15 protein-coding genes are annotated in these 15,562 nt (G+C 75.0%); 12 read left to right on the top strand and 3 right to left on the bottom strand.

Annotated elements, in window-relative coordinates; genetic code table 11:
* Window positions 1-3 precede the first annotated feature (3 nt).
* The 8 genes from Q6347_RS14140 to Q6347_RS14105 all read left to right on the top strand — a co-directional run bounded on the left by Q6347_RS14140 (window position 4) and on the right by Q6347_RS14105 (window position 9,657).
* Window positions 4-372 (top strand): hypothetical protein, encoded by a 369-nt coding sequence (locus Q6347_RS14140; RefSeq protein WP_304603910.1) that lies wholly within the window; start codon window positions 4-6, stop codon window positions 370-372.
* Between the two features lie 105 nt (window positions 373-477).
* Window positions 478-789: a twin-arginine translocase TatA/TatE family subunit gene (locus tag Q6347_RS14135; RefSeq protein WP_171245777.1), complete on the top strand. Its 312-nt coding sequence runs from the start codon at window positions 478-480 to the stop codon at window positions 787-789.
* A gap of 10 nt (window positions 790-799) precedes the next feature.
* Window positions 800-1,573 (top strand): twin-arginine translocase subunit TatC, encoded by a 774-nt coding sequence (gene tatC, locus Q6347_RS14130; protein ID WP_343035560.1) that lies wholly within the window; start codon window positions 800-802, stop codon window positions 1,571-1,573.
* Window positions 1,570-2,556 (top strand): diacylglycerol kinase family protein, encoded by a 987-nt coding sequence (locus Q6347_RS14125; RefSeq protein WP_304607685.1) that lies wholly within the window; start codon window positions 1,570-1,572, stop codon window positions 2,554-2,556. Before tatC ends, Q6347_RS14125 begins: the two co-directional genes overlap by 4 nt.
* Window positions 2,557-2,572: 16 nt before the next feature.
* On the top strand, window positions 2,573-5,422 hold the full coding sequence (locus Q6347_RS14120; RefSeq protein WP_304607684.1) for an RNA helicase: 2,850 nt from the start codon (window positions 2,573-2,575) through the stop codon (window positions 5,420-5,422).
* Window positions 5,423-5,475: 53 nt separating this feature from the next.
* On the top strand, window positions 5,476-7,137 hold the full coding sequence (locus Q6347_RS14115; protein WP_304607683.1) for an amidohydrolase: 1,662 nt from the start codon (window positions 5,476-5,478) through the stop codon (window positions 7,135-7,137).
* A 4-nt stretch (window positions 7,138-7,141) separates the two neighbouring features.
* Window positions 7,142-8,905 (top strand): apolipoprotein N-acyltransferase, encoded by a 1,764-nt coding sequence (gene lnt, locus Q6347_RS14110; RefSeq protein WP_304607682.1) that lies wholly within the window; start codon window positions 7,142-7,144, stop codon window positions 8,903-8,905.
* Window positions 8,902-9,657: a polyprenol monophosphomannose synthase gene (locus tag Q6347_RS14105; RefSeq protein WP_304603905.1), complete on the top strand. Its 756-nt coding sequence runs from the start codon at window positions 8,902-8,904 to the stop codon at window positions 9,655-9,657. The genes lnt and Q6347_RS14105 overlap by 4 nt, the downstream gene beginning before the upstream one ends.
* Before the next feature lie 113 nt (window positions 9,658-9,770).
* Here Q6347_RS14105 and Q6347_RS14100 read toward each other — a convergent pair whose 3' ends face one another.
* The gene (locus Q6347_RS14100) at window positions 9,771-10,115 is read right to left on the bottom strand and encodes an RNA polymerase-binding protein RbpA (RefSeq protein WP_171245783.1); all 345 of its coding nucleotides are present in this window, start codon (window positions 10,113-10,115) and stop codon (window positions 9,771-9,773) included.
* Between the two features lie 294 nt (window positions 10,116-10,409).
* Between Q6347_RS14100 and Q6347_RS14095 the strand changes: the two genes are divergently transcribed.
* The 3 genes from Q6347_RS14095 to galE are packed head-to-tail and all read left to right on the top strand — an operon-like array spanning window position 10,410 to window position 13,258.
* Entirely contained in the window at window positions 10,410-11,570 is a 1,161-nt protein-coding gene (locus tag Q6347_RS14095; RefSeq protein ID WP_171245784.1) for an LLM class flavin-dependent oxidoreductase, read from the top strand.
* Complete coding sequence (locus tag Q6347_RS14090) at window positions 11,567-12,187, top strand: FMN reductase (protein WP_171245785.1); 621 nt, start codon at window positions 11,567-11,569, stop codon at window positions 12,185-12,187. Before Q6347_RS14095 ends, Q6347_RS14090 begins: the two co-directional genes overlap by 4 nt.
* A 48-nt stretch (window positions 12,188-12,235) precedes the next feature.
* Complete coding sequence (gene galE, locus Q6347_RS14085; protein WP_304603904.1) at window positions 12,236-13,258, top strand: UDP-glucose 4-epimerase GalE; 1,023 nt, start codon at window positions 12,236-12,238, stop codon at window positions 13,256-13,258.
* A 25-nt stretch (window positions 13,259-13,283) separates the two neighbouring features.
* On the opposite strand, the gene Q6347_RS14080 is transcribed toward galE, so the two are convergent.
* Both Q6347_RS14080 and ald read right to left on the bottom strand, forming a co-directional pair.
* On the bottom strand, window positions 13,284-13,760 hold the full coding sequence (locus tag Q6347_RS14080; RefSeq protein WP_304603903.1) for a hypothetical protein: 477 nt from the start codon (window positions 13,758-13,760) through the stop codon (window positions 13,284-13,286).
* Window positions 13,757-14,869, bottom strand: a complete 1,113-nt coding sequence (ald, locus tag Q6347_RS14075; RefSeq protein WP_304607681.1) for an alanine dehydrogenase — start codon at window positions 14,867-14,869, stop codon at window positions 13,757-13,759. The genes Q6347_RS14080 and ald overlap by 4 nt, the downstream gene beginning before the upstream one ends.
* 131 nt (window positions 14,870-15,000) lie before the next feature.
* On the opposite strand from ald, the gene Q6347_RS14070 reads away from it, so the two are divergent.
* Window positions 15,001-15,558 carry an Lrp/AsnC family transcriptional regulator gene (locus tag Q6347_RS14070; protein ID WP_304607680.1) on the top strand — a complete coding sequence of 186 codons (558 nt, stop codon included), beginning with the start codon at window positions 15,001-15,003 and terminating at the stop codon, window positions 15,556-15,558.
* The last annotated feature ends 4 nt before the right edge of the window (window positions 15,559-15,562 follow it).

Genomic DNA, 15,562 nt, shown 5'->3' with positions numbered 1-15,562 from the left:
GGCGTGTGGGGTTGGATCTGGACCGTGCTGGCGCTGGCCGCCGTGGTGTTCCTGGCGTGGCTGGCCTGGCGCGTGGTGCGCACCGGGCTCGCGCTGCTGCGCACCGCCGCGGAGGCGGGCAGCACGTGGGGCGAGGCGGCGGAGCGTGTCGGGGCGGCGGCCGCGGCCGCGCAGGCCGACCCGCCGCGGATCACGGCGACGATGTTCGAGGACCGTGCGGTGCTGCGGGCGCGGCGCGAGCAGCTGCGGCGGGACCGCTGGGAGCGGCGCGACCGGCGACGCGTGGACCAGGCCGCGGTGTGGCGCACCTGGTCCGAGAGCACCTGGCTGGAACGCCGGCAGGCCGAGCGCCGCGCTGACCGGCACCCCTGACCGGCGCCGCGGGGCGGGCGTGTGTTCCGTCGCACACCGGTGTCGGCCTACACTGGGCTTGCGTGCCGGTCGCGGCACGTCCGAACGTCCTGGGAGTTGAAGTCCGTGGGTATCTTCCGCAACCCGGCTGTGATCATCGCGCTGATCCTGCTGGTCGTGCTGCTGTTCGGGGCCAACCGTCTGCCGGACGTGGCCCGCAGCGTCGGTTCGTCGCTGAAGATCTTCAAGAAGGAGATCAAGGACCTGGGCGAGGACGACGACGACAACGACACCACGACCTCGCGGTCCACCGCGTCGGGCACCACGACGCAGGGCACCGGTGCGCAGGACGGCGCCCCGTCGGCGTCGTCGGCGCAGCCGCCGCAGGGCGAGGCCCCGGCGCAGGGCTCGGGTCGTCCCGACCCGCACCAGTCCTGAGAGCGGGCTGATGGCTCGAACCCCCCGGGATCCCGAGGGGCGGATGCCGCTGCGCGAGCACCTGGTCGAGGCGCGGCGGCGGATCGTGCGCATCGCGATCGGCCTGCTGCTCGGCGCGATCGTCGGCTGGATCCTGTACGACCCGCTGCTGGACGCGCTGATGCGTCCCCTGGAGATGGCGGCGGACCGGCGCGGCGCGCTGATCGGGCTGAACTTCGACGGCGTGGCCACCGCGATCGACATGCGGGTCAAGGTCTCGCTGTTCCTGGCAGTGATCGTCTCCAGCCCCTGGTGGCTGTACCAGGTCTTCGCGTTCATCACCCCGGGTCTGACCCGCTCCGAGCGCCGCTACGTCTTCGGGTTCCTGACCGCGGCGGTGCCGATGTTCCTGGCCGGGGCGCTGCTGGCCTGGTCGGTGCTGCCGTTCGTGGTCGAGGTCCTCAACGACTTCGTGCCCGAGGGCGGCTCGAACCTCATCGGCGCCCAGCTCTACCTCAGCTTCGTGATGCGCCTGATCCTGGCGTGCGGCATCGCGTTCCTGGTGCCGGTGTTCATGGTGGTGCTCAACCTGATGGGCCTCGTGCGCGCGCGCACCTGGCTCGCGGGCTGGCGCTGGGCGATCCTCGTCTCGTTCCTCTTCGCCGCGATCGTCACCCCGACCATGGACGTGCTGAGCATGTTCGGGATCGCGCTGCCCATCGCCGCGCTGTACTTCGTGGCGACCGGGATCTGCTTCGTGCACGACCGCCGCGTCGACCGGCGCCGCGTCGCCCCCGTCGAGTGAGCGCCGCGGCACGGACCGGCGCCCACCACGTCGGGCTGGTGGTCAACCCCACCGCCGGGGCGGGCCGCGGCCGCGTGATCGCCACGGTGGCCACCGACCGGCTGCGGCGGGCGGGGCACCGGGTCAGCGACCTGTCCGGCCCCGACGGGGCGGCGACGGCCGCGCGCCTGGCCGCCCGGCACGACCTGGAGGCCCTGGTGGTGGTCGGCGGCGACGGCATGGTCCACCTGGGAGCGGGCGCGACCGCGGGCACCGGCACCCCGCTCGGGGTGGTGCCGGTGGGGACCGGCAACGACTTCGCCGCCGTGCTCGGGCTGCCCGACGACCCGCTGGACGCCGTCGACCACGTCGTGGCGGCCCTGGAGCACGGCACCCGCCGCGCCGTGGACGCCATCGAGGTCACCGGCCCGCACGACCCCCCGCGCTGGGTGGCCGGCGCGGTCTCGGCCGGGCTGGACGCCGCCGTCAGCGCCCGGGCGCTGCGGATGCGGCACCCGCGCGGTCCCGCTCGCTACACCGTGGCCGCCCTGGCCGAGCTGGCCCGGTTCCGGGCGTGGGACTACCGCCTGGAGCTCACCGACGTCGTCGACGACGGCGGGCTGGCGCTGGCCGGCGACCCGGGCCGCCCGACCTGGCAGGGGCGTGCCGCGATGGTCACCGCCGCCAACGTCGACCGCATCGGCGGCGGCATCCGCGTCACCCCGCACGCGCGGGTCGACGACGGGCTGCTCGACGTGCTCGTGGCGCCGATCACCTCCCGGGCTGCCGCGGCGAGCATCTTCCCGTTCATGTACGCCGGCACCCACGTCCGCCGGCGCGACGTGCACGTGCTGCGCGCCCGGGCGGTGACGATCAGCCCCGGCCCGGACGCCGAGCCCGGCACCGTCTGGCCGGTGGCCCACGGCGACGGGGAGGCGCTGTCCGCGCTGCCCCTGACCGCCCGCGCGGTGCCCGGGGCGCTGCAGGTGCTGACCTCGGCCTGAGCCGTAGGCTGACGGCATGACGGCAGTACCCAGCCCCGCCGAACGTTACGCCGCCGCCCGGGCCCGCTCGGCCCGCGCGCGGGCCGAGGCCGGGGAGCTCGGCCGGTTCCGCTCCCTGGTCGACTTCGAGCTCGACGACTTCCAGGCCGAGGCCTGCGCCGCCCTGGAGCGCGGCCGCGGCGTCCTGGTGGCGGCCCCCACCGGCGCCGGCAAGACCGTGGTCGGCGAGTTCGCCGTGCACCTGGCGCTCGCCCGCGGCGGCAAGACCTTCTACACCACGCCCATCAAGGCGCTGAGCAACCAGAAGTACCACGACCTCGTCGACCGGCACGGCGTCGACGCCGTCGGGCTGCTGACCGGCGACACCTCCATCAACGGCGACGCGCCGGTGGTCGTGATGACCACCGAGGTGCTGCGCAACATGCTCTACGCCGGCTCGACCACGCTGGAGGGGCTGGCCTACGTGGTGATGGACGAGGTGCACTACCTCGCCGACCGGTTCCGCGGCCCGGTGTGGGAGGAGGTCATCATCCACCTGCCCGACCACGTCCAGCTCGTCTCGCTGTCGGCGACGGTGTCCAACGCCGAGGAGTTCGGCGACTGGCTCGCCACCGTGCGCGGCGACACCGCCGTGGTGGTCAGCGAGCACCGCCCGGTGCCGCTGTGGCAGCACGTCATCACCGCCCCGGACGAGCCGCGCGGGCACCCGCGCCTGTTCGACCTGTACGCGGGGCACGTCGACCCCACCGACCCCGGCACCAACCCGCCGATCGACCCCGACCTGGCCCGGCTGTTCCGCACGCACGGCCGCGCCGGGTCCGCGCCGGGCGCCCGACGCCGTGGCCGCGGGGACCGCGGCTACCGCGGTCGCGGCGGGCGCGGCGGCGACCAGGGCGTGGTCCCGCAGCGCCGCGTGCCGCGCCGGTACGCCGTGGTCGAGGCGCTCGACGAGGACGCCCTGCTGCCGGCGATCTACTTCATCTTCTCCCGCGCCGGCTGCGAGGGCGCCGTCGAGCAGTGCCTGCGCGCCGGGCTGCGCCTGACCAACGCCGAGGAGGAGGCCGAGATCCGCCGGGTGATCGAGGAGCGCACGGTCACCGTGCCGCCCGAGGACCTGGAGGTGCTGGGCTTCTGGCAGTGGCAGCACGCGCTGGCACGGGGCGTGGCCGCCCACCACGCCGGGCTGCTGCCGGTGTTCAAGGAGACCGTCGAGGAGCTGTTCGCCCGCGGGCTGGTCAAGGTCGTGTTCGCCACCGAGACGCTCGCGCTCGGCATCAACATGCCCGCCCGGTCGGTGGTGCTGGAAAAGCTGGTGAAGTTCGACGGCACCGCCCACCAGCCCATCACGCCGGGGGAGTACACCCAGCTGACCGGACGCGCCGGACGGCGCGGCATCGACGTCGAGGGCCACGCCGTCGTCGTCGACCACGTGGGCCTGGACCCGGTGGCCCTGGCCGGGCTCGCGTCGCGCCGGCTGTACCCGCTGCGCTCCAGCTTCCGCCCGACGTACAACATGGCGGTCAACCTCGTCGGCCAGGTCGGCGCCGAACGTGCCCGCGAGGTGCTGGAGACCAGCTTCGCGCAGTTCCAGGCCGACCGGGGCGTGGTCGACCTGGCCAAGCAGGCCCAGGCGCACGCCGAGGCGCTGGAGGGCTACCGCGGCGCCGCGCACTGCGAGCACGGCGACGTCGAGGGCTACCTCACGATCCGGCGGGCCATCACCGCCCGGGAGAAGGAGCTGTCCCGCGCCGCCAAGGGGGCGCGCCGCGCCGACGCGATCGACTCGCTGTCGCGGCTGCGGCGTGGCGACGTCGCCGAGGTGCCGTCGGGTCGGCGGCGCGGCTTCGTGGTCGTGCTGGACCCCGGCGGCGACGAGGGCGGCTTCGACGGGCCGCGCCCGACGGTGCTGACCCAGGAGCGGCAGGTCAAGAAGCTCACCGTCGCCGACACCCCCGACGGGGTGCGCACCGTGACCCGTGTGCGCATCCCGAAGAGCTTCAACTCCCGCCGGCCCGCCGACCGGCGGGACCTGGCCTCCAGCCTGCGCAACGCGCTGGGGGAGCGGTCCGCCCCCGGTAACGACCCGGCCGGGCGCGACGCGCGCGAGCGGGGCGGTGACGTCGCCTCCGACCGCGAGCTGCAGCGGCTGCGCGGCGACCTGCGCGCCCACCCGGTCCACGGCTGCCCGGAGCGGGAGGACCACCTGCGGTGGGCCCAGCGCGCCGAGACGCTCGCCCGCGAGCAGGACGCGCTGGTCCGGCGCATCGAGGGCCGCACCGGGTCCATCGCCCGCACGTTCGACCGGATCTGCGACGTGCTGACCGAGCTGGACTACCTGCACCGCGGCGACGACGGGCTGCAGGTCACCGAGTCCGGACGCCGGCTGGGCCGGCTGTACGCCGAGGACGACCTGCTGCTGGCCGAGTGCCTGCGCCAGGGCGTGTGGGACGAGCTGCGACCCGCCGAGCTGGCCGCCGCCGTGTCGGTGGTGGTGTACGCCGGGCGGCGTGAGGAGGCCCAGACCGGTCTGGCGGGGGTGCCGGGGCGCCGGCTCGCCGACGCCGTGGACGCGACCGCCGCCGTGTGGGCCCGTGTCACCGAGCTGGAGGCCGCCCATCGCCTGGAGGTGACCGGCACCCTGGACACCGCGCTGACCGCCCCCGTGCACCAGTGGGCCTCGGGCGCCAGCCTCGACACGGTGCTGCGCGGCACCGACATCGCGGCGGGTGACTTCGTGCGCTGGTGCAAGCAGGTCGTCGACGTGCTCGACCAGCTCGCCGCGGCCGCCGGGCCGCCGCTGCGGGGCCGGGCGCGGGCCGCCCAGGACGCGGTGCTGCGCGGTGTCGTGGCGCACTCCACGGTCTGATCCCGGGCCGCCGGTTCCCCGGGGCACCCCCGCGGTGCCCTAGGCTTTCGGCCGTGACCTCCACCCTGTACCGCAACGGTGTCGTCCACTCGGCCGCGGACCCGTTCGCCGAGGCCCTGCTCGTCGACGACGGGGTGGTGGCCTGGCTCGGCGCCGAGGACACCGCCGCCGGTCTGGCCGCCCGTGCCGACGAGGTCGTCGACCTCGACGGCGCGCTGGTCACTCCCGGGTTCGTCGACGCCCACGTGCACGCCCTCGAGACGGGGCTGACCGCCGCGGGCGTCGACCTGTCCCCGGCCGCCGGCGGCCACAGCCTGGCCGCCGCCCTGGACCGCCTGGCGGCCGCCGCCCGCGACCTGGACGCCGCCGACCCCGGCGGGCAGCAGATCCTGCTCGCCCTCGGGTGGGACGAGGGCGCCTGGCCCGAAGGTCGCGCCCCCTGGCTGAGCGAGCTGGACGCCGCCACCGGGGGACGGCCCACGCTCGCGGTGCGCGTCGACGGACACAGCGCGCTGGCCTCGTCCTCGCTCGCCGCCCGCACCGGCCTGGACCGCACCCCGGACTGGGACGGCACCGGGCTCGTCGGCGGGCAGGCGTACGCGAGCGCCCGCGCCGCCGTGCACGACCTGGACCCCGCGCGACGCGAGACGCTGTACCGCGAGGCGCTGTCGCAGGCCGCCGCGCGCGGCATCGTGGCCGTGCACGAGATGAGCACCCCGCACGTGGACACCCGCGAGGGCCTGACCGCGCTGATGTCGCTCGCCGCCGACCCCGACCAGCGGCTGCCGCACGTGACCGCCTACCGCGCCGAGCTGTGCACCGGTCCCGAGGACGCCCGGGCGCTGCTGGCCGAGCTGCCGTTCCTGACCGGCATCGGCGGGGACCTGACCGTGGACGGCACCCTCGGTTCGCGCACCGCGGCCCTGACCTCGCCCTACACGGACCTGCCGTCGGAGGCCCGCGAGCGCACCGGCCGGCTGTACCTGTCGGCCGACCAGATCGCCACCCACCTGCTGGCCTGCTCGGCCGCCGGGGTCCAGGGCGGCCTGCACGTCGTGGGCGACCGGGCCATGGACGAGCTCGTCGAGGGGCTGGAGGTCGCGGTGGGCCGCGCGGACGCCGCCACGCTGCGCGGCGGGCACCACCGCATCGAGCACGCCCTGTTCGTGGACGCCGCGGCCCTGGCCTCGCTGCTGCTGTACGGCATGGGGCTGTCGATCCAGCCGGCGTACGACTCGACCTGGGGCGGCCCGGACGGCATGTACACCACGCGGCTCGGCGGGCCGCGCGCGGCGAACCTGTCGCCGTTCGCGGACCTGGCCGGGGCGGGGGTGCCGATCGCGTTCGGGTCCGACAGTCCGGTGACCCCGCTGGACCCCTGGCAGGCGGTCCGCGCGGCGATCGGGCACGCGGACCCCTCCCAGCGGGTCAGCGCCCGCTCGGCGTTCCGCGCCCACTCCCGCGGCGGCTGGCGCCTGGCCGGGCTGGACCACACCGGTGCCGGCGAGCTGCGCGTCGGTGCACCGGCGCACCTGGCGGTGTGGCGCACCGGGTCGCTGGCCGTGCAGTCCGCGCCGGGCCGGCTGTCGCAGTGGAACCCCGAGGCGCGTGCCGGCCAGCCGCTGCTGCCGGACCTGTCCGAGGACGCGCCGGCCCCGCAGTGCCTGCGCACCGTGCGGGACGGCGTCGTGCTGCACGACGTGCTCGACGGCTGAGCGGATGAGCACCGTGACCGATCCCGCCCCGTCCCCCGCGTCCGCGAGCGCCTCCGCCGCGCCGGCGTCCTGGATGACGTCGCGGTCGGCGACGCTGCTGCTGGGCGTCGCCGCCGGGGTGGTGCTGTGGACCGCTTTCCCCGACGTGGGGGCCTGGCCGGCGGCGTTCGTGGCGGTGGGCCTGCTGTTCGCGGCCTGGCGCCGCACGGGCCGGCGCGCGGCCGCGTGGAACGCGCTGGTGGGGCTGGTGGCCGGCTGGTCGTTCTGGTTGCCGCACATCTGGTGGGCGAACTTCGCCACGGACACCGTGCCGTGGCTGGCGCTGGCCACCCTGCAGGCGGCGTTCTGGGCGCTGCTGGGGGCGGTGTGGACGTGGGCGCGCCGCTGGCCGGCGCTGGCCCTGCCGGACCCGGGCGCGTCCGCCGCGACCGCGGTGCTGCGCACGCTCGGGCACGCGGCGGCGTTCGCGGTGCTGTTCGTCGGGGTGGAGCAGGCCCGCTCGCAGGTGCCGTTCGGCGGCTTCCCGTGGGGCCGGCTGGCCTGGACGATGGTGGACGCCCCGACCGGACGGGCGGCCTGGCTGGGCGGCACGGTCGCGGTCTCGTTGCTGGTGGCGCTGGTCGGGGTGCTCGGTGCGGTGGCCGCGGGCCGGGTGCTGGCGGCGGTCCGTGCCCGGCGGGCGGGTCGTGCGGTGCGGCCGGCGCTGCTGGGTGCCGGGGCCGGCGTGCTCGGCGCGGTGGTCCTGGCGGTGGCGCCGGCGGCGCTGCCGCTGCCGGCCGGCCCCGTGCCGCCGGAGCCGGTGGCGACCGCGGACCTGGACACGGTCGTGGTGGACGCGGGCACGGCCACCCACGAGGGACCGGGCCCCGTGCTGCGGGCCGGCGCGGTGCAGGGCAACGTGGCCGAACCCGGCCTGGGGTCGTTCGCCAACCGGGCCGAGGTGCTGACCAACCACCTGGACGGCACCGACGCGCTGGCCGGCCGCGACCTCGACCTCGACGTGGTGCTGTGGCCGGAGAACGGATCGGACCTGGACCCGCAGGAGGCCGACGACGTCGCCGCGGCGCTCGACGCGACCGCGGCGCGGGTGGGTGCCCCGATCCTGGTGGGCGCCCAGGAGTACCCCGAGACCGGTGGCCGGTACAACGTGTCCCTGCTGTGGCAGCCGGGGGCCGGGGTGATCGACCGGTACGCCAAGCAGCACCCGGCCCCGTTCGGGGAGTACATCCCGCTGCGCGGGTTCGTGCGGCTGTTCTCGGCCCAGGTGGACCGGGTCACCAACGACATGCTGGCGGGCACCGAGCCGGCCGTGGTCGACCTGCCGCGCCCGGACGGGCCCACGGTGCCGATGGCCACGGCGATCTGCTTCGAGGTCGCCTACGACGAGATCGTGCGGGACGCGGTGCGGCGCGGTGCGCAGGTGCTGGTGGTCCCGACGAACAACGCCTCGTTCGGGTACACCGCGGAGTCCACCCAGCAGCTGGCCATGACCCGCATGCAGGCGATGACCACCGGTCGCGCGGCGGTGCAGATCTCCACCGTGGGGGTCTCGGGCGTCGTGGCACCGGACGGCACGCTGGTGGCGGCGACCGACCTGTTCACCGCCGACCAGCTCGTGGCGGAGCTGCCGCTGCGCACCACCATGACCCCGGCGGTGCGCGCCGGGGAGGGGCCGGGGATCGTCGTGGAGGCCGCGGCCGTGCTGCTCGTGGCCGCCGGTGCGGTCTCGGCCCTCGTCAGCCGCCGTCGCGCGGGAGGAGAGTCGTGAGCACGCTGGTCATCATCCCCACGTACGACGAACGCGAGTCGCTGCCGGGCACGCTGGAACGGCTGCGCACCGCGCAGCCGGACGTGGACGTGCTGGTGGTCGACGACGCCTCGCCGGACGGCACCGGGCGATGGGCCGAGGAGGTCGCGGCCCGGGACCCACGAGTGCACGTGCTGCACCGCACCGGCAAGGGCGGGCTCGGCGCGGCCTACGTCGCCGGGTTCGGCTGGGGGCTCGGGCGCGGCTACGACGTGCTGTGCGAGATGGACGCCGACGGCTCCCACCGGCCCGAGGAGCTGTCACGGCTGCTGGACCGTGCGGCGGACCCCGACGCCCCCGGTCTGGTGCTCGGCTCGCGCTGGGTGCCCGGGGGCCGGGTCGTGAACTGGCCGTGGCACCGCCAGCTGCTCTCCCGCGGCGGCAACACCTACGTGCGGCTGCTGCTGGGCGTGGCCGTGCGGGACGCCACCGGGGGGTTCCGCGCCTTCCGGGCGGACACGCTGCGGGCGATCGACCTGGCCGCCGTGGAGTCGCACGGCTACTGCTTCCAGGTGGACATGACCTGGCGGGTGCTGCGCGGCGGCGGCACCGTCGCCGAGGTGCCGATCACGTTCGTCGAGCGCACGGTGGGGGAGTCGAAGATGTCGCGGGCGATCGTGGTCGAGGCGCTGACGAAGGTGACCGCGTGGGGCCTGGCGCACCGCGGCCGCCAGCTGCGCCGGCTGCTGCCCGGCGGGCGGCGGCGCCCCTGACCGCGCCCCGGCGCCCGCCCGACCGGCGGTGCCGGGCACGACGAAGGGCGGCCCTCCCGCGGGAGGGCCGCCCTTGATCGTGCGTGTCGAGCCGGGCGCCGGGCCGGCCGACGTCAGGCCGAGCGGCGCAGCTTGCCGGCGCGCAGCAGCTCGAGCCGCTCGTCGAGGAGCTCCTCGAGCTCGGAGACGGTGCGGCGCTCGAGCAGCATGTCCCAGTGGGTGCGCTGCGGCTTGGTCGGCTTGGCGTCAGGACGCTCCGCGTCCCGCAGCAGGGCCTCCCCACCGCACTGGCACTCCCAGATCGGGGGAACCTCGGCGTCGGTGGAGAACGGCAGGATGATGGTGTGGCCGTTGGGGCAGTCGTAGTGCGCCTGGAATCGCGGGGCGAAGTCCACGCCCTCGTCGGACTCCATGCTCTTGCTGCCGATGCTCATGCCACGCAGAGAGCGGTCGGGCATGTCGTCCTCCACAGGTCGGGTTTCAGGGGGCCGTGGGATCCAACGCGCCGCCGACGGCGGTTGTTCCGCCCGGGCGTGAAGGTCCGGTGAAGCGTACCGGCTCCTCGGGTTCCGGGTCCGGCGACGGGACCCAATGTGGCGAGGACCGCCCCCGCTCGCAAGTCGAGAGCCTTGTGCGGCACCCTGGTGTGGGTGACGTCACCCGGGCGGGGCGTGCGCCGGGAACAATCGACGGCACCGACGGGTTGGCGCGAGTGCATGCAAACGCATGCAGAGGACCGACAGGAGTGCAACGTGCAGTTCGGCATCTTCTCCGTCTCGGACGTCACGACGGACCCCACCACCGGCCGCACCCCGGACGACACCGAGCGGGTGCGCTCGATGCTGACCATCGCCCGGCACGCCGACGCCGCGGGCCTGGACGTCTTCGCCACCGGCGAGCACCACAACCCGCCGTTCGTGGCCTCGAGCCCCACCACGCTGCTCGGCTACCTGGCCGGCGTCACCGAGAACATCACGCTGTCCACGGCCACCACCCTGATCACCACCAACGACCCGGTGCGCCTGGCCGAGGAGTACGCGATGCTCCAGGTCGTCTCCGACGGCCGCATGGACCTGATGATGGGCCGCGGCAACACCGGTCCCGTCTACCCCTGGTTCGGCCAGGACATCCGCAACGGCATCCCGCTCGCGATCGAGAACTACGCGCTGCTGCGCCGGCTGTGGACCGAGGACGTCGTGGACTGGAGCGGGCAGTTCCGCACCCCGCTGCAGGGCTTCACCTCCACCCCGCGGCCCTTGGACGGGGTGCCGCCGTTCGTCTGGCACGGCTCCATCCGGTCCCCGGAGATCGCCGAGCAGGCCGCCTACTACGGCGACGGGTTCCTGCACAACAACATCTTCTGGCCCATGCACCACACCAAGCAGATGGTGCGGTTCTACCGCCAGCGCTACGAGCACCACGGCCACGGGCGTGCCGACCAGGCGATCGTGGGCCTGGGCGGCCAGGTGTTCGTGCGCAAGAACTCCCAGGACGCGGTGCGCGAGTTCCGCCCCTACTTCGACGTCGCGCCGGTCTACGGCCACGGCCCGAGCCTGGAGGACTTCTCCGCCCAGACGCCGCTGACCGTCGGCTCGCCCCAGCAGGTCATCGACCGCTACGGCGCGTTCGTCGAGGACGTCGGCTACTACCAGCGCCAGATGTTCCTCATCGACCACGCCGGCCTGCCCCTGAAGACCGTCCTGGAGCAGATCGACCTGCTGGCCGAGGAGATCGTGCCCGCGCTGCGCACGATCGTCGAGGCCAAGCGGCCCGCCGAGGACGTGCCGCTGAACCCGCCCACCCACGCCGAACGCGTCGCCGCCGCCCGCACGGCCGGCCGCTCCGGCGCCACGCACGTCGGCGACGGCGGCGACGCCGTGACCGGCACCCGAGCCGAGGAGGTCCTCCGATGAGCACCCGCCGCACCCTCGCGGTCGTCACCGCGGGGCTGTCCCAGCCGTCCTCGACCCGGCTGCTCGCCGACCGGCTGGCCGGCGCCGCCGCCGACGAGCTGCGCGCCGCCGGGCACGAGGTCGACGTCGAGGTCGTCGAGCTGCGCGAGCACGCGCACGCCATCGTCGACGCGATGCTGACCCGGTTCCCCGCCGGCGACCTCGCCGACGCCCTGGACACCGTCACGAACGCCGACGGCCTGGTCCTGGTCAGCCCGCTGTTCACCACGACCTACTCGGGGCTGTTCAAGTCGTTCCTCGACATCGTCGACCCCGACGCCCTGACCGGGACGCCGGTGCTGCTCGGGGCGACCGGCGGCACCGCGCGGCACTCCCTGGCGCTGGACTACTCGATGCGCCCGCTGCTGACCTACCTGCGCGCCCAGGTGGTGCCCACCGCGGTCTTCGCGGCCACCGACGACTGGGCCGGCCAGGACGACGACGGCGCCCTGCCGCGCCGCATCGCGCGGGCGGGCCGCGAGCTCGCCGAGGCCGTGGGCGCCCGCCCGGCCGCGGGCCCGCAGGACGACCCGTTCGGCGACACCCCCGACTTCGCCGAGCTGCTCGGCGGCTCCTGACCGGTCCGCCGTCGGGGCGGACGCGCAGGTCCGGGTACGCTCGGGCCCATGCGCGTCCTGGTCTCCGGCGGAGCCGGCTACATCGGTTCCCACACGGTCCTGTCCCTGCTGGCCTCCGGCCACGACGTCGTCGTGGTCGACGACTTCTCCAACGCCAAGCCGAGCGTCATCGGCCGGCTGGAGGCCCTGTCCGGCCGGCACGTGCCGGTGCACGCGATCGACCTGACCGACGCCGAGAAGACCGAGCGGCTGTTCGCGCACGAGACCTTCGACGCGGTCGTGCACTTCGCCGGGTTCAAGGCGGTGGGGGAGTCCGTGGCCAAGCCGCTGGCGTACTACCGCAACAACATCGACTCCACGCTGTCGCTGCTGGAGGCGATGCGCCGCCACGACGTGCACCGGCTGGTGTTCTCCTCCTCGGCGACCGTCTACGGCGAGCACGCCCCGGTGCCGTACGTCGAGGACTACGAGCACCTGTCCTCCTCCTCGCCGTACGGGCAGACGAAGGTCATGATCGAGCGCATCATGACCGACGTCGCCGCCGCCACCGACGGGCTGCGGGTGGCGCTGCTGCGCTACTTCAACCCCGTCGGCGCCCACCCGTCGGGCCAGATCGGCGAGGACCCCCAGGGCATCCCGAACAACCTCATGCCGTTCATCGCCCAGGTGGCGGTGGGCCGCCGCGAGCGCCTGACGGTGTTCGGCGACGACTACCCGACCGCGGACGGCACCTGCGAGCGCGACTACCTGCACGTCGAGGACCTCGCCGCCGGGCACGTGGCCGCCCTGGAGCACCTCGACGCGATGGTCGAGCCGGTGCGGGCGTTCAACCTCGGCACCGGCACCGGCACCTCGGTGCTGCAGATGCTGCACGCCTTCGAGCGCGCGACCGGCCGCGAGCTGCCCTACGAGATCGGTCCGCGCCGCGCCGGTGACCTGCCGGCGTTCTGGGCCGACCCCACGCGGGCGCACACCGAGCTGGGCTGGCGTGCGCACAAGACGATCGACGACATGTGCGCCGACACCTGGCGCTGGCAGCAGGCCAACCCGCAGGGCTTCCCGGACGCCTGACCAGGAACGACGTCGGCGCGCGGGCTCAGCGGTCGGGCAGGGTCACCGTCACGGTCCGCCCGCCGAAGCCGTGGACCTGGTCGCGCCCCTCGACGACGACCGCCTCGACCTCCCGCGGGATCTCGACGCCGCGCTGGGTGCGCGTGAACGGCTGCTCGCCGGCGTGGTCGTGGGCCAGCGTGTGCACCGCCAGCTCGGTGCCGTCGGGGGTCAGCACCCGCCAGCCGTCAGCGTACCGCTCGGGGGTGTCGTACGGCGAGCTCATCGTGACCTCGAGGTCGCAGGTCTCGCCCGAGCAGTCGGCCACCACCTCCAGCACGTCCGGGTGGCGCTGGGCGTCCGCCGTCGTCGCGGAGGACGGGGCGCCGTCGCCGTCGTCCGGTCCGGCCGGCTGGCACCCGGCCAGCACGACGCCGGCCAGGACGAGCGCCGCCGGAGCGCGCGGACGCCCGCGACCGGCGGTGCCGGGCGCGGGCGTCGATCCGCGGCGGGGTCGGCTCACAGCACCCCGGCGACCTCGCGGTGGTCCAGGCCGTGGGCCTGGGCGACCCCCGCGTGCGTGATGTGACCGGCGTGGGTGTTGAGCCCGCGCGCGAGCGCGGCGTCGGCGCGCAGCGCCTCGCGCCAGCCCGAGTCCGCGAGCGCCACGGCGTAGGGCAGCGTGACGTTGGTCAGGGCGTAGGTGGAGGTGCGCGGCACGGCGCCGGGCATGTTGGCCACGCAGTAGAACACGGTGTCGTGCACCGGGTAGGTGGGCTGGTCGTGGGTCGTGGGCCGCGAGTCCGCGAAGCAGCCGCCCTGGTCGATCGCGATGTCGACCAGCACCGCACCGGGCCGCATCTGGGCCACGAGCTCGTTGGGCACCAGGACGGGGGCCTTGGCGCCGGGCAGCAGGACGGCGCCGATGACCAGGTCGGCCTCGAGCACGGCCTGGCGCAGGCTGAGCCGGTTGGACGTCAGGGTCTGCACGCGGCCGGCGAACTCGCGGTCCGCGGCGCGCAGCACGTCGACGTTGGTGTCCAGCAGGGTGACGTGGGCGCCCATGCCCACGGCGATGCGGGCGGCGTTCATCCCCGAGGTGCCGGCACCGATGATGACGACCTGCGCGGCCGGCACGCCGGGCACACCGCCGAGCAGCACCCCGCGGCCGCCGGCGGCGTTCTGCAGGGTGGCCGCCCCGACCTGGGTGGCGAGCCGGCCCGCGACCTCGGACATCGGGGCCAGCAGCGGCAGGAAGCCGTCGGCGTGCTGGACGGTCTCGTAGGCCACGGAGGTGACGCGCCGGGCGAGCAGCTCCTCGGTGAGGGCCTTGTCCGCGGCGAGGTGCAGGTAGGTGAACAGCAGCTGGTCCTCGCGCAGGAGGTGGTACTCCTCGGCGACGGGTTCCTTGACCTTGAGCACCATCTCGCCGGCCGCCCAGGTCGCGGCGGCGCCCTCGACGATGCGGGCGCCCTCCTCGGCGTACTGGGCGTCGGTGATCCCGGCGCCGAGGCCGGCACCGGCCTGGACGTGCACGGTGTGTCCGCGCGTGACCAGCTCGTGCACGCCGGCCGGGGTGATGGCGACGCGGTCTTCGTGGTTCTTGACTTCCTTCGGGACGGCGACGTCCATCGTGGCCCTCTCGGTCGGCTCGGGTCGCGAGCGCGGACGCGCCGACCGGATGTGACGGCGCTCACCACCAGTGTGCCGCCTCCGTTCGGTGTGCGCGGTCAGATCGGCGGTTTCTTCGGTACTGTCGATGGATGGCATCGAGTTCTTCGTCCACGCGGGCGTCGCGCACATCTCGTTCGCAGGATGTTCGGTCCCGGCCCGAGGCCGCACCGGGTCTGGAGCGGCGCGCCCGCGCGGCGGTGCGCCTGGACGCGATCGACCACCGGCTGCTCGCGGCGCTCGCCGAGGACGCCCGCGTGCCGAACAACGCCCTGGCCGCGCAGGTGGGGATCGCGCCGTCGACGTGCCTGACGCGGGTGCGGCGCCTGCGCGACGAGGGGGTCATCCGCGGCTTCCACGCCGACGTCGACCCGGCGCTGGCGGGCCGGCCCCTGCAGGCCGTCATCGCCGTGCGCATGCAGGGGGCGGCGCGGTCGCACCTGCCGGCGTTCGCCCGCGAGCTGGCGAGGCTGCCGGGTGTGCTGGACGTCTACCTGCTGGGCGGCGCCCACGACTTCTTCGTGCACGTCACCGCCCCGGACACGGACGTGCTCAACGAGTTCGTCATCGAGAACCTCTCGGCCAACCCCGGGGTGGCGCTGACCGAGACGAACCTGATCTTCCAGCACACCCGCGGCGGCTGGTACTGAGCCC

Source organism: Isoptericola sp. b408, assembly GCF_030588085.1.
Classification (GTDB): domain Bacteria; phylum Actinomycetota; class Actinomycetes; order Actinomycetales; family Cellulomonadaceae; genus Isoptericola; species Isoptericola sediminis.
The sequence above is the reverse complement of the archived record's forward strand: the minus strand, read 5'-3'. Positions and strand labels throughout refer to the sequence as shown.

Coding starts and splice junctions, on each gene's coding strand:
- tatC (WP_343035560.1), top strand. CDS start 800: ATGGCTCGAACCCCCCGGGATCCCGAGGGGCGGATGCCGCTGCGCGAG.
- Q6347_RS14120 (WP_304607684.1), top strand. CDS start 2,573: ATGACGGCAGTACCCAGCCCCGCCGAACGTTACGCCGCCGCCCGGGCC.
- lnt (WP_304607682.1), top strand. CDS start 7,142: ATGAGCACCGTGACCGATCCCGCCCCGTCCCCCGCGTCCGCGAGCGCC.
- Q6347_RS14100 (WP_171245783.1), bottom strand. CDS start 10,115: ATGCCCGACCGCTCTCTGCGTGGCATGAGCATCGGCAGCAAGAGCATG.
- Q6347_RS14090 (WP_171245785.1), top strand. CDS start 11,567: ATGAGCACCCGCCGCACCCTCGCGGTCGTCACCGCGGGGCTGTCCCAG.
- galE (WP_304603904.1), top strand. CDS start 12,236: ATGCGCGTCCTGGTCTCCGGCGGAGCCGGCTACATCGGTTCCCACACG.
- ald (WP_304607681.1), bottom strand. CDS start 14,869: ATGGACGTCGCCGTCCCGAAGGAAGTCAAGAACCACGAAGACCGCGTC.
- Q6347_RS14070 (WP_304607680.1), top strand. CDS start 15,001: ATGGCATCGAGTTCTTCGTCCACGCGGGCGTCGCGCACATCTCGTTCG.